12 protein-coding genes and 1 pseudogene are annotated in these 11,192 nt (G+C 71.1%); 6 read left to right on the plus strand and 7 right to left on the minus strand.

Going from position 1 to position 11,192, the window contains the following annotated elements; translation table 11 throughout:
- The first annotated feature begins 110 nt into the window (after positions 1-110).
- Genes ABZ354_RS27760 through ABZ354_RS27780 form a run of 5 tightly spaced genes read left to right on the plus strand, consistent with a single transcriptional unit; the run spans position 111 to position 4,188 of the window.
- Positions 111-779 carry a DedA family protein gene (locus ABZ354_RS27760; RefSeq protein ID WP_358661310.1) on the plus strand — a complete coding sequence of 223 codons (669 nt, stop codon included), beginning with the start codon at positions 111-113 and terminating at the stop codon, positions 777-779.
- Positions 776-1,381, plus strand: a complete 606-nt coding sequence (locus ABZ354_RS27765) for a phosphatase PAP2 family protein (RefSeq protein WP_358661312.1) — start codon at positions 776-778, stop codon at positions 1,379-1,381. Before ABZ354_RS27760 ends, ABZ354_RS27765 begins: the two co-directional genes overlap by 4 nt.
- Entirely contained in the window at positions 1,378-2,196 is an 819-nt protein-coding gene (locus tag ABZ354_RS27770) for a phosphatase PAP2 family protein (protein WP_358661314.1), read from the plus strand. Before ABZ354_RS27765 ends, ABZ354_RS27770 begins: the two co-directional genes overlap by 4 nt.
- The gene (locus ABZ354_RS27775) at positions 2,150-2,812 is read left to right on the plus strand and encodes a response regulator transcription factor (RefSeq protein WP_358661315.1); all 663 of its coding nucleotides are present in this window, start codon (positions 2,150-2,152) and stop codon (positions 2,810-2,812) included. The genes ABZ354_RS27770 and ABZ354_RS27775 overlap by 47 nt, the downstream gene beginning before the upstream one ends.
- 29 nt (positions 2,813-2,841) lie before the next feature.
- Positions 2,842-4,188 carry a HAMP domain-containing sensor histidine kinase gene (locus ABZ354_RS27780; RefSeq protein WP_358661317.1) on the plus strand — a complete coding sequence of 449 codons (1,347 nt, stop codon included), beginning with the start codon at positions 2,842-2,844 and terminating at the stop codon, positions 4,186-4,188.
- A gap of 256 nt (positions 4,189-4,444) precedes the next feature.
- Here ABZ354_RS27780 and ABZ354_RS27785 read toward each other — a convergent pair whose 3' ends face one another.
- From ABZ354_RS27785 to ABZ354_RS27815, 7 genes and pseudogenes are all read right to left on the minus strand, one after another.
- On the minus strand, positions 4,445-4,720 hold the full coding sequence (locus ABZ354_RS27785) for a hypothetical protein (protein ID WP_358661319.1): 276 nt from the start codon (positions 4,718-4,720) through the stop codon (positions 4,445-4,447).
- Complete coding sequence (locus tag ABZ354_RS27790; RefSeq protein ID WP_358661329.1) at positions 4,611-5,909, minus strand: YcaO-like family protein; 1,299 nt, start codon at positions 5,907-5,909, stop codon at positions 4,611-4,613. Before ABZ354_RS27790 ends, ABZ354_RS27785 begins: the two co-directional genes overlap by 110 nt.
- Positions 5,895-6,221 (minus strand): annotated as a pseudogene (locus ABZ354_RS27795) (TOMM precursor leader peptide-binding protein); the annotation flags it as partial. The gene ABZ354_RS27790 and the pseudogene ABZ354_RS27795, both read right to left, overlap by 15 nt.
- 895 nt (positions 6,222-7,116) lie before the next feature.
- Positions 7,117-7,257, minus strand: a complete 141-nt coding sequence (locus ABZ354_RS27800) for a hypothetical protein (protein ID WP_358661321.1) — start codon at positions 7,255-7,257, stop codon at positions 7,117-7,119.
- A 107-nt stretch (positions 7,258-7,364) separates the two neighbouring features.
- A complete protein-coding gene (locus ABZ354_RS27805) occupies positions 7,365-8,036 on the minus strand; it encodes a nucleotidyl transferase AbiEii/AbiGii toxin family protein (protein ID WP_358661323.1) in 672 nt (223 codons plus the stop codon).
- On the minus strand, positions 8,033-8,380 hold the full coding sequence (locus ABZ354_RS27810; RefSeq protein WP_358661325.1) for a transcriptional regulator: 348 nt from the start codon (positions 8,378-8,380) through the stop codon (positions 8,033-8,035). The genes ABZ354_RS27805 and ABZ354_RS27810 overlap by 4 nt, the downstream gene beginning before the upstream one ends.
- 524 nt (positions 8,381-8,904) lie before the next feature.
- Positions 8,905-10,212: an MFS transporter gene (locus tag ABZ354_RS27815; protein ID WP_358661327.1), complete on the minus strand. Its 1,308-nt coding sequence runs from the start codon at positions 10,210-10,212 to the stop codon at positions 8,905-8,907.
- An 89-nt stretch (positions 10,213-10,301) separates the two neighbouring features.
- On the opposite strand from ABZ354_RS27815, the gene ABZ354_RS27820 reads away from it, so the two are divergent.
- Complete coding sequence (locus ABZ354_RS27820) at positions 10,302-10,760, plus strand: helix-turn-helix domain-containing protein (protein WP_358661331.1); 459 nt, start codon at positions 10,302-10,304, stop codon at positions 10,758-10,760.
- Positions 10,761-11,192 lie beyond the last annotated feature (432 nt).

Below are 11,192 nucleotides of genomic sequence, written 5' to 3' on the forward strand. Positions count from 1 at the left end.
TCTACAGTTCAGTAGACCGTCTACAGCATTGTAGTCAGCCGCCGGATGCCGCCGCGCCACCGTTTCCGCCGCATCCGACAGGCCGGAAGAACGATGAGGGGCTCCCGACGATGACCACAGCCATACACCTATCCTCGCAGCTCGCCGTCAATGTGCTGGACGCGCGGTCCCTGCTGGCCGCGTTCGGCGTGCTGGGCGTGGGCGTGGTGCTGTTCGCCGAGACCGGTCTGCTGATCGGCTTCTTCCTCCCGGGCGACTCCCTGCTGTTCACAGCCGGTCTGCTGTGCAACGGCACCGCCGAGAGCGGCCTGAAGCTGTCACTCGCCCCGCTCCTGGTGGCCGCGGCGGTGGGAGCACTGGCCGGCTCACAGTGCGGCTACCTCATGGGCCGTCGAGCGGGCGGCACTCTGCTCTCCCGAAGCCGCTCGGCCCGCCTGCACGAGGGAGCGAAACGCGCGGAGGAGCTGCTGGAGCGCTACGGATACGCGAAGGCGATCGTCCTGGCCCGCTTCGTTCCGGTGGTGCGCACGGTCCTGAACCCGATGGCGGGCGCCCTGCGGGTACCGGTGCGGACGTTCACCACCTGGCAGGTGACCGGCGGACTGGTGTGGAGCTTGGGCCTCACCCTGGCGGGCTACGCGCTGGGCTCCTCCGTGCCGAACGTGGACCGATATCTGCTGCCGATCGTCGCGGTGATCGTCGGCCTGTCGCTGATTCCGGTCGCCTCCGAGGTGTACCGCTCGCGGCGGGACGCGAAGGCGAAGAAGGCACGCGGATGATCATCGCCCTTGACGGCTCGTCGGTCGACGGCTCGGCCTACACCGGCGTGGTGAACCTCGCTCGGCACTCCCCCGTCTGGCTGGACGACGCCGTGTCGGCCTGGTCGACGTACGGGCTCGCCCTGTTCGCGGTGCTCATGGCTGTCGGCTGGTGGCATGCCCGGCGTGTGGGCGCCACCGCGTCGGTGACGGCGCTCGCCGTGCCGTTCGTCGTGGTCGTGGCCTTCGGAGTGGACGCGGTGCTCAAGCTGCTGGTGCGCGAGGACCGGCCCTGCCAGAGCCTGCGAGTGACCACGCTGGAGGCGTGTCCGGCGCCCGGCGACTGGTCCTTCCCCAGCAACCACGCGGCCATCGCCGCCGCGGCGGCCGTCGCCCTGCTGTTCGTCTCCCGTCGGCTCGGCGCGCTCGCCGTGGTGGCTGCCTGCGCGATGGCCGTCTCGCGTGTCTGGGTGGGGGCGCATTACCCCCACGACGTGCTGGCAGGGGTCGTGGTGGGCGCGCTCGTCTCCCAGCTCGTCATGTCGGCACTGCGAGGGCGTGCGGAGGCCGCAGCCCTGCGGCTCGCGGCCACCCGTCTGCGTCCGCTGCTGGTGGTGTCGTGAAGCGCGGCGAGGTCGCCGACCTGGCCGGCAGCTGCGGCCTCGGCACGTGGACGGCGTTCGGCGTGCTGACCATGGTCGTGGCAGGCCACGACGGCATGCCGCTATTCGCGGACGCCGACATCCTCTCGTGGTCCGTCAGCCACAGGCCCGACGTGACGGTGACGCTCGCCCGCGGGCTGACCGCCACCGGGACCAGCGTGATCCCGTACGCGCTGGCGGTGCTGGCCGGAATCATCGCCGGGCGCACCCGCCGGCAGCGCGCGCTTGCCGTCGCGCTCTGTCTCGTCTGCCTCGGGGCGGGCCAGGCGCTGCGGTACGCGGTGATGGCGTTCGTCGCCCGACCGCGACCACCCCTTACGGACTGGGCGACGCATGCCTCGGGATGGGCGTTCCCGTCCGGTCACACCACCACGGCGGCCCTCGCCGCGGGACTGCTGATCATGGCTGTCCGCATGTGCGGCCCACGCGGCACGACCCCACTCACCCTGGTCATCGGCGCCTGGGGCGCGTCGGTCGGCCTGACCCGCGCCTATCTCGGAGTGCACTGGTTCACCGACGTCGTCGGCGGCTGGCTGTTCGCCCTCGGCTGGCTGGGCCTGTGCCTGAGCGCCGTGGCCCACTGGCTTCCCGAGCGATGGACCCCCGGCACGACGGACACGGACACGGGCTCGGCGCGCAGGACGGCAGAACCGACGGGCAGCACAGCAGGGGGCCGAACGGACACGGCAGCGGAACACACGGACGTGGCACGAGAGCAGAGGGAGGACCATGCGCCAGACCATCCTGGTCGTCGAGGACGATCACGCCCTGCGTGACGTGCTGATGCGCGGACTGCGCGACGAGGACTTCGATCCCGTGCCCGCGCCGGACGGCGCCACCGCCCTGCGGCTGGCCACCGCCGACATCTCCGCCGCCGTACTCGACATCGGGCTGCCCGACGCCGACGGACGGGACGTGTGCCAAGCCATGCGCGCGAACGGATTCCTCTCCCCCGTCATCTTCCTGACCGCTCACCACCGGCTCAGCGACCGGCTGTCTGGGTTCTCGGCCGGAGGCGACGACTACCTGCCCAAGCCGTTCCACTTCACCGAACTCGCCGCCCGCCTGCGGGCAGCCCTCAAACGGTCCGCACCGCCGCCCGCTGCAGCAGCGGGAGACCTGGCACTGGACGCAGTCCGGCACGTGGTCAGCGTCCGAGGCACCCGAGTCGACCTGACACCGACCGAGTTCCGTCTCCTGGCGGCGCTCATGGCGGCTTCCGGCGACATCGTGCGCCGCCGCGATCTGATTCGGGCGGCCTGGCCCGAGGGCGCCCAGGTCCACGACAACACCCTCGACCAGTACCTGACCCGACTGCGCCGCAAGCTGCGCGAGGCGGGCAGCGACCGGACGATCGGCACGGCCCGCGGGATCGGCCACCGGCTGTCGTGAGCGGCTCCTGCCACCGTCTGCGGCCCGCTATGACCGCCTTCCGCAACCGTCTGGCGCCCCGCACTCTGCGCGGCCGGCTCTCCCTCGTGGCCCTCACCACGGCCGCGCTGCTGATGCTGGTCCTCACCGTCGCCTTCAACGTGGTCGCCCAGCACCGCCTCCAGCACCAGGCGGACGACGAACTACGCACTCGCGCCGCGGCCGTTGCCACGACCATCGACACCACCGGCAGGACCGTACGTGTCCTGGAAACGTCCAACGACGCCCTCCTGGACGCCAATGTGTGGATCTACTCCGACGGACGACTGCTGGAAGAGCCGCCGAACGCCGGCCCCCTTACCCGCATCGCCGACGCCCTCGCCGGGCGCGGCGGGCGGCGGTGCGTCACCGCCGACGTCGACGGCCCCCTCCGGCTGTGCTCGCGGTCGGTGTCCGGGGACAACAGCGAAGCCACGGTGGTCACCGCGCTCGGCCTCTCGCCGTACCGGAGTTCGGCCGACACCCTGCTCCTGGGATCGCTCGCCCTGGACGCCGTGACGCTCGCCTGCACCTACGCTCTGACACGGCTGGCGGTAGGCCGCGCGCTGCGCCCGGTTCGCATGATGACCGACCAGGCCACCCAGTGGAGCGCCGTCGCCTCCGAAGATCGCTTCGGCCAAATGCGGCACCCGGCCGAACTCGCGCGCCTCGGTACATCGCTGGACGCCATACTGGACCGCATCCGCACCCTCCTGCGCCACGAGCGGCAGCTCACCGGGGAACTCTCGCACGAGCTGCGCACACCCCTGAGCCGGATCATCGCCGAACTCGACTGGTGGCAGTCCCGCCCCCGCACCGCCGACCAGACCCACGCCATCCACAAGGTCATCGCGGAAGCCGCCCATTCCATGCACGCCATCTGCGACACCCTCCTCGACGACGCCCGTGGCGGCGTACTCACCGCTCCCGGTACCGCCGAGATCCTCCCCACGCTGCGACGCCTCACCGAAGTCCTCGACCTGCCGATCCACTTGACGGTCGCCGCTGAGGGCCCACCGCTGGAGGCCGGAGTCCCACCCGCCCTCCTGGAACGTATCGTCAGCCCGCTCCTGAGCAACGCCTGCCGCTACGCCCGCTCTAAGGTCGCCGTCCGCGCCTACCGCGCGCCGGACGGCGTACGCGTCGACGTGATCGACGACGGGCCCGGGGTACCGCCCCCGTTCGCGGGGCAGCTCTTCGAGCCCGGTCAGCGGGCGGATCCCGGCGACGGACACGGCGGAGCGGGCCTGGGACTGCCGCTGGCGCGACGCCTGGCCCGCTCCGCCGGCGGCGACGTGACGTACGACCCCGGACACACCCGCGGGGCACGCTTCGTGGTGAGCCTGCCTGCCGGGTGACCGCGCCGCACTCGACGCCACCGGCGTATCACGGCGTGATGTCGCGCTCGACGTCCTTGCAGGAGACGGCCAGGAAGCCGACAAAGCCGAGGATGGCCACCCGGCCTTGTGGTCAGCGACAGAAAGGCGGACACCGACCTGGGCCCGTCGCGGCCGTTGCTCGTGGCCTCGCCCTGACCTGCCCCTGCCCCTGACCCTGACCTGCCCCTGCCCCTGACCTGCCCCTGCCCGGGGGCACCCCACGGCGAGGCCCACGTCACGGCAGATCCGAGGGCGTCGACCTCGGTCTGATTGCCGCGCTTCTCGTAGCTGATGAGCTGGTGTTGTTGTCCGCGTTCGTGACGGACCTGACGCGCGCGTCCTTGTCGTAGCCGCGTCTGGTGGTCCTGCCCGCGGCGTCCGTGGTCGTGGTGACCCGGCGGTCAGGGGAAAGGGTGGGGGTCGGGGTTGAGGTCCCGTCGGCCGGGCCGGTTGTCGGGCTTCCCCCGCAGGGTGCCCGGCACCGTCCGTAGTCTCGGTAGGCCCTGCACACGCCGGTATCCGTGGCCGAAGGTCATGGGCACCGCTGCGGGGACCAGCACCCGTACGCAGCGCAGTCCGGCGGCCGCGTGCTCGACAGTCGTCTGGTCCACCACCAGGACGTCCATGCCGCAGGAGGCGAAACGGCCGACCATGTCACGCACGTGCACGTCGAGGGTCTCTCCCGCGGGCGTTCGGCGGCCGCCGAACGCCGAGGCGAAGTCCACCGGGGCCGAGCCGTTGTCCACCAGGTGGGCGAGACGGCCGAACGCGTCCGTGTGCGCGTAGCGCAGCGCGTGGTCGGACATCTGCCGTACTCGTTCGGGGTCGGCTGCCAGTTCTGCCGCCCGGCCCGGGTCGCGGGCGTGGACACCGCACAGGTGGTCCAGGAGCGGACCGGCCTCGCACGCGGCCGAGTTCAGAGCCGCGACCGGGTCCAGGTGGGCGGCGGCGGAGCACAGCAGGACCGGCCTGCCGTGCCCGCCCCCCGGGTCCTGGACTACCACGCACACGCAGGGCACCGCGTGGTCGACGGACAGGTCGAAGGCGCGCAGCCGGTAGCCGGTCGAGGCGGTGATCCACGCGGCAGTCCGGCGGAAGGAGACGTCGGGCATGGTCTCCAGGTCGATCTCCACCGCGGGCAGGCGGCCGTAGTGGTGGATCAGGAACGCGTCCCGCTCAGCCACCTCCAGCAGGCCGAACAGGACGGCCTCTTCGATGCAGGAGCCGACCGCGCAGCCGCTGGAGGTGTCGTGGACGAACCCGGGGTCGTCGGGGCGCAGGGCATGGGAGCGGTAGTAGGCCAGCGTCTCCGGTACCAGGACCTGGCGGCCGGTGCCCACGTGGTGGGCCCACACCCAGGTGGTCTCGCGTTTGTCGTCCCACGGGGTGAACGGGAAGTCCGGTCGTGCGTAGCGGTGCGGGTCGTGCGTACCGAAGGCGCGCGGGTCGACCGCCACCGGGCCGAGGTCGTCCCGGCTCGCCCGTACGGTGGTGCGCCGCCCGCCGGGGACCATGCCGCCCAGGCACTCGAGCGCCTCCAGGACGGCGATGGTCTGCGCGGTGTCGGTGTCGGCCGCCCGCCCGTACCCGGCCTCGGGGCCGGTGCCGGCGCGTACCCCGACGGTGGCGGTGGCCGTCGCCAGGCCGCCTTCGACAGCCGTGCGGATCTCTGCGACCACTCCCACGACCGGGTCCACCACAGTCGACAGCAGCGCCCGGCGTACCTGCGGCAGTGTCCGGGCGCGCAGGCTGCCGCGGTCGGGTACCGCTCGCAGGGTGACACGGGCGCGTTCGGGGCTGTCGCCGGGCGGGCGTCCGCAGTCCGGGCACAGCGGGTCGGGTACGAGCGGGTGCTCGCCGACGGTGAGGTCCCGCAGGCCCACGGTGACGACGGCGCGGGTGAGGTCCACGCCGCGCTGCCCGCGCGGCAGTGACTGCGCTGCGGCGATGTCGGCGGCGAGTCCGCACAGGAGGCCGTCGAGCCATGGGGGCGAACGCCACCGGCCAGGGGACGCGTTCCTCCGGGGGGCCGGAGCGGCCCTGTCCGATCATGCGTTCACGGAACCAGGCGCAGCGGACGCAGCCGGGCAAGGGCCGCCCGTCGTCGCCGTGTTCCTCCAGTGGGCCCATCACCAACTGTCCCGGGCGGACGCGCAGGGGGAGCCATCGCGTGCCCAGTCGGCGTGCCTCGGCTCGTCCGTCGTCGATCGCCGACGGCAGCCACCGGTCGGGGGCGAAGACCACCGGGCCTGTGGCACCGCCCCGCCGGAGCGGCTGCGGCGAGGCACTGGGCCAGAACGCCGCCGCCCAGCACCGCGACGGTGCGGTGCGGGGCGGGGCGGGGTGCGCGTCCCCGTGGCCGCGTGACCGGGTGTCCGGCCAGTCGAGGCCGAGGAGACGGGCCTCGGCCGCACGTACCAGCGACGCCGCCGCGGCCGAGGACAGGGCCGGGAGGTGGATGCGGGGAAGCGGTGGGTGTCCGGTCCCGTCGTCCGGGCCGGTGCGGTATGGCAGGCGTGTTCTGGCCAGGGCGACACGGACCGCCTCGGCCGGCGCCCCGGCGCCCCGGCGGCCGGGGGCGCACCGGGCCGCCATCCAGGAGCGCGGCGGCGCGGGCGGGGTCGTCGGTGAGGCAGTGGTACCACCGTGCGGGCCCCGGCGGGCAGACTCCGCCCCGCAGTACGCCGGCGGCCGTCAGCCCGTCCAGGAGCCTGCGGGCGGCTGTCCGCCGGGCGGGGTCCAGGGGGCCGGTCAGCGCGTCAACCTCGATGCCCCGGTTCAGCACGGGGGCCAGCCGCTCCAGCCACGGGGCAGCCGCCGGGGGGAGCGCCGTCCTGGTGTCGGCGGTCACCACGGCGGGCCCGTCGCCGTCGCGGGTCAGTACCGCGTCCGGTCTCAGCCGTACTGTCATGGCAGGGTTCCCAGGGAGAACTCGCCCACGCTGGACTCTTCGACCGGGTCGCAGCCGGTGGCCCGGGCGAACAGGTCGATGTCGCCCGATCCCAGCGCACACGGCGCCAGCCCCATCGCCGTGGCGACGCTGTACATCACCTGCTGGATGGCGCCGACGATCCGCGTACCGCCCCCTCCTGGTGTGGTCGCGGCACCACGAGCATGCCTACTGACCGAAAGGCGCTGCCGGACAACATCCCCTGTCATTCGTCCGGCGGGTCCATCTCTTCCTGGAGGCGTTGGGCGATGTCGTCGGCCCATCCCTGTGCCCAGCGGCGCAGATCACCGATGGCAGCGTCGTCGAGGCCGTACGCGGCGAACTCTGTGTCGTCGATCCAGTCCGTGCCGGCCAGGCGGGATTGGAGCTCGTTGAGGTCGAAGGTGTCGCGGGCGTGGCGGCGGCCGAGTTCTTCGAGTTCGGTGTGGCTCCAGTGGCTGGTCGCGGCCCGGACGTCGATCAGGTCCCGGGCCAGGCCCCGGTCGGCCAGTGCTCGGACTTTGGTGCCGACGACGTCGTCGAGTGAGAGCACGAGGCCGTGTTCGGTGTGCACGGGCGGGCGCCAGAGTACTTCTTTGAGGATGTCGACTTCGCACTCCTCACCGTCGGCGGGGTCGGTGACGATCAGCCGTGCGGAGAGCGGATCGGCTTCCAGCTCCCGGACCTGCCATCCTCGCTTCTCCAGCCCGGTGCGCACGGTGGCCGCGATGCGTTCCATCGGTTCGGGGTTTTCGGTGGCGAGGTCGAGGTCCTGGCTGAGCCGATTGACCAGGCCGTGGGCGTGGACGGCGTAACCGCCGGTGAGGACGAGCGGGTAGGCGCCGCCGACGGCGAAGACATCGGCGAGGAGCCGACGGTGTAGTTCGGTGAGGTTCACGCTGAGGGCCGTGCTCGACCAGCCAGCTCGACGAAGGCGTCCTCCCAGACCTCGCGGATGCTGCGGCTGACGAGCGTGCGCAGTACGGGCCACATGCTGAGTAGCAGGTCATGGTTGAGGTAGCGGACGAGGTCGTCCCGCTGCCCTTCGGCGAGGACGATGCGGTAGCAGCTCATCCGCAGGCGGGGCTGGTCGAGGTCGAACCGTGTGAGACCCGACCATGTGAGGTGCAGGGGCAGGCAGACAGTGCCGCGGGCCGGACCAGCGAGGTCCTCGAGCGTAGCGGGGAGGCGCCGCACGAACCTGTCGCGGCGAGCCTCGGGAACGCCGAGCGTGTGGACCATGCCCCTAGTATCCCCCATGAGCGCCGACAGCCGCGGGTAGAACGACGGCGGCGGTCAGTGGTCACGCAGTCCGGCTGCCGGGCGCACCAAGGTGTTCGTCACCCACCGGGTGACCGACGTACGGCTTGTTCGACAACCGCGACGGCTTCCCACTCCTGCACGATCACTGCCTGATTCTCAACAGGGGGCAGCGCCCGGACGGCTCCTGGTACTTGCGGAGGCGGACTTCATGAGAGTTATGCAAGGGAATGCATGTCATCGGATTGCATCACCATAGTCGCGGTAGTCGTCTTCTCCGATAATTTCTCCACGATTTCTCGATGTCCTGCCCGTCAAGCAGGTGATTCGAGAAATGACCGAAGAATGCATTGTTGCTGCGGGGGCTTGTTTCCGGTGACTCGGCCGGGGCTCGGGCGGACGCAGAAGGGTCCTGCGCCCGCTCCGCTTCCCCGGTGCTCTGCCGCTCACTTGGTGGAGACGGCCTCGCGGGGGCGGGACACCTGCCGGGGCGTGCCGGCTCCCGGTCATCTCGTGCGCCGGGTGGGCATTGGCCCTGGTGACGGCGGGGGGTCGTCGAGCGGCTGCGACGTTTTCGCCGGCCGTTCGATCGGGGTGTGTTCGTTTGTTTCGGCGTGCGTCCGGCGTGTGCCGGCCGTACCGGGCGCGGGGTCGGCGCCGCCGGAGGGCAGGCGCCTGTCGATCGCCCAGACGGCCAGTGCGCACCCCGCGAACCCGGCCCCGAGGAGACTGGAGCCTCCCCAGCCGTGGGCGGTGAAGACGGCGGTGGTCGCCGCGGCGCCGAGGGCGGAGCCCAGCGAGTAGAAGACCATGTAGCTGCCGATGAGGCTGCTGGTGCGGTCGGGATGGGCGGCGATGAGTCGGTGCTGGTTGCTCACGTGTACGACCTGGACCGCGAAGTCGAGCACCACGATGCCGAGGATGAGGAGCCACAGGGACCATGGGAGCTGTGCGATCGCCGCCCACGACAGGATGAGCAGGGCGAGCGCGAGACCGGTGACCGGGGATGCCCGTCCCGCGTCGGCCCACCGTCCCGCGCGTGCCGCGCCGAGGGCCCCGGCGAGTCCGGCGATGCCGAACAGACCGATATGGCTTTCGCTCAGCTGCCACGGATTATCCGCGAGAGGCAGGGACACACCGCTCCACAGAGCGCCGAACGAAGCGAAGAGGAAGAACGCGATGAGTCCGCGTGTCAGCAGGGCGCGTTCCCGGAACAGCTCTCCGAGTGAGGCGAGGGCCTGCCCGTACCCTGCGGGGCGGTTGGGGCGTTCTTCCGCCGGGAGTATGGCAAGGACGAGGGCTGCGAGTCCGAGTGACAGCACCGCGAGCAGGGCGTAGAAGCTTCTCCAGCCCCACAGGTCGGCGAGGGCGCCGGTGACGATCCGCGCGCCCAGGATGCCGATCACCACACCTGAGGTGACCACACCGATGTTCCGTCCGCGTTCGGCGGGCAGTGACACCGATGCGGCGTAGGCGACTGTGGTCTGCACCACGACCGCGAACAGCCCGGCGAGCGCGAGGCCGGTGAACGCCGCCCAGGTGGCGGACGCCGTAGCCGTCAGGAACATGCCGGCCGCGGTGACGGTCAGGTGCACCGCGATGAGACGGCGCCTGTCGACCAGGTCGCCGAGCGGCACCAGGAGTACCAGTCCCACCAGGTAGCCGCACTGGCCGGTTGCCACGATCCATCCGGTGAGTCCTGCCGGGACGCCGAGATCGTGCCCCATCGGCTCCAGGACCGGCTGTGCGGCGTAGATGCTCGCCACAGCGACGCCACACACCATAGCGAGCAGTAACCGCCGCCATGCGTTCATCGCTCTCCAACCTCGATGAGTTGCAGATTACAATCGATTTTGAACCGTATGCCAAGCCGGTTTCAAGATGCAACTTTTTGAGAGGTGTCATGTCGCGCACCACCCTGAGCGCCCCAGTGCCCGACTGGACCGATCCCGACTGCCCGGTCGCCCGTGCGCTCGACCTGGTCGGCGACAGGTGGAGCCTTCTGATCGTCCGTGACGCGATGGACGGGGTGCGGTCGTTCACCGAGTTCCAGCGACGTACTGGCATCGCCCGCAACATCCTGACCGACCGTCTCTGCAAGCTCACCGCTCGCGGACTCCTCGTCCGGCGCCCCGCACCATCGGGTCGCCGACAGGAGTACGAGCTGACCGATGTCGGCCGCGATCTCTTCACTGTCATCCTCAGCCTCCGGCAGTGGGGGGAGCGTCACGCGTTCGCCCCTGGGGAGGCCCACTCCGCCCTGGTCGACCAGCACGGCACCGCGGTGCCGAAAGTCACCCCGACCAATGCCGACGGCCTCCCTCTGGACGTGGACACCACTCGCGTGCGGAAGATCAGCTGACAGGGGGCCACCCACTTCCCGCCGCGTCCCGGCGCACCATGCACGAACTCGGCCGGGCCACCGCCGCCGTCGCACGCGAACTGTCTCACCGGCCCGGCTGCACACCCAGAGTCCGGGACCGGAACGACGACCGCCCCTGGGACGACGAGACCGCTTATCGTGGGAGTGTGGAAAAACACTTGCTGCTGAAAAGTGTGACGGGTAGTTGATTCTGGTTCAAGGACAACAGAGTTAAGCGACGACCCGTCAGGAAAAGCAGAAAGCCCAGCACCACCCCCTGCAGCTGCGGCATTTCGGGAATTCGCGGAGCGAATCCCGCTGGCGTCACGGAGTGACACCGCATGAATTTCCTTGCGGAGCAAGGAAATTCATCACTTTGCTGCGGAGCAGCAAAGCAGCGGTGGCCGCGGAGCGGCCGGGTGGCTTCCGGCC

It is taken from the genome of Streptomyces sp. NPDC005925 (assembly GCF_040638805.1).
Classification (GTDB): domain Bacteria; phylum Actinomycetota; class Actinomycetes; order Streptomycetales; family Streptomycetaceae; genus Streptomyces.

What these genes read in the sequence shown, in the direction of transcription:
- ABZ354_RS27760 (WP_358661310.1), top strand. Translation starts at nt 111, where the DNA reads ATGACCACAGCCATACACCTATCCTCGCAGCTCGCCGTCAATGTGCTG.
- ABZ354_RS27765 (WP_358661312.1), top strand. Translation starts at nt 776, where the DNA reads ATGATCATCGCCCTTGACGGCTCGTCGGTCGACGGCTCGGCCTACACC.
- ABZ354_RS27775 (WP_358661315.1), top strand. Translation starts at nt 2,150, where the DNA reads ATGCGCCAGACCATCCTGGTCGTCGAGGACGATCACGCCCTGCGTGAC.
- ABZ354_RS27780 (WP_358661317.1), top strand. Translation starts at nt 2,842, where the DNA reads ATGACCGCCTTCCGCAACCGTCTGGCGCCCCGCACTCTGCGCGGCCGG.
- ABZ354_RS27800 (WP_358661321.1), bottom strand. Translation starts at nt 7,257, where the DNA reads ATGTACAGCGTCGCCACGGCGATGGGGCTGGCGCCGTGTGCGCTGGGA.
- ABZ354_RS27810 (WP_358661325.1), bottom strand. Translation starts at nt 8,380, where the DNA reads ATGGTCCACACGCTCGGCGTTCCCGAGGCTCGCCGCGACAGGTTCGTG.
- ABZ354_RS27815 (WP_358661327.1), bottom strand. Translation starts at nt 10,212, where the DNA reads ATGAACGCATGGCGGCGGTTACTGCTCGCTATGGTGTGTGGCGTCGCT.
- ABZ354_RS27820 (WP_358661331.1), top strand. Translation starts at nt 10,302, where the DNA reads ATGTCGCGCACCACCCTGAGCGCCCCAGTGCCCGACTGGACCGATCCC.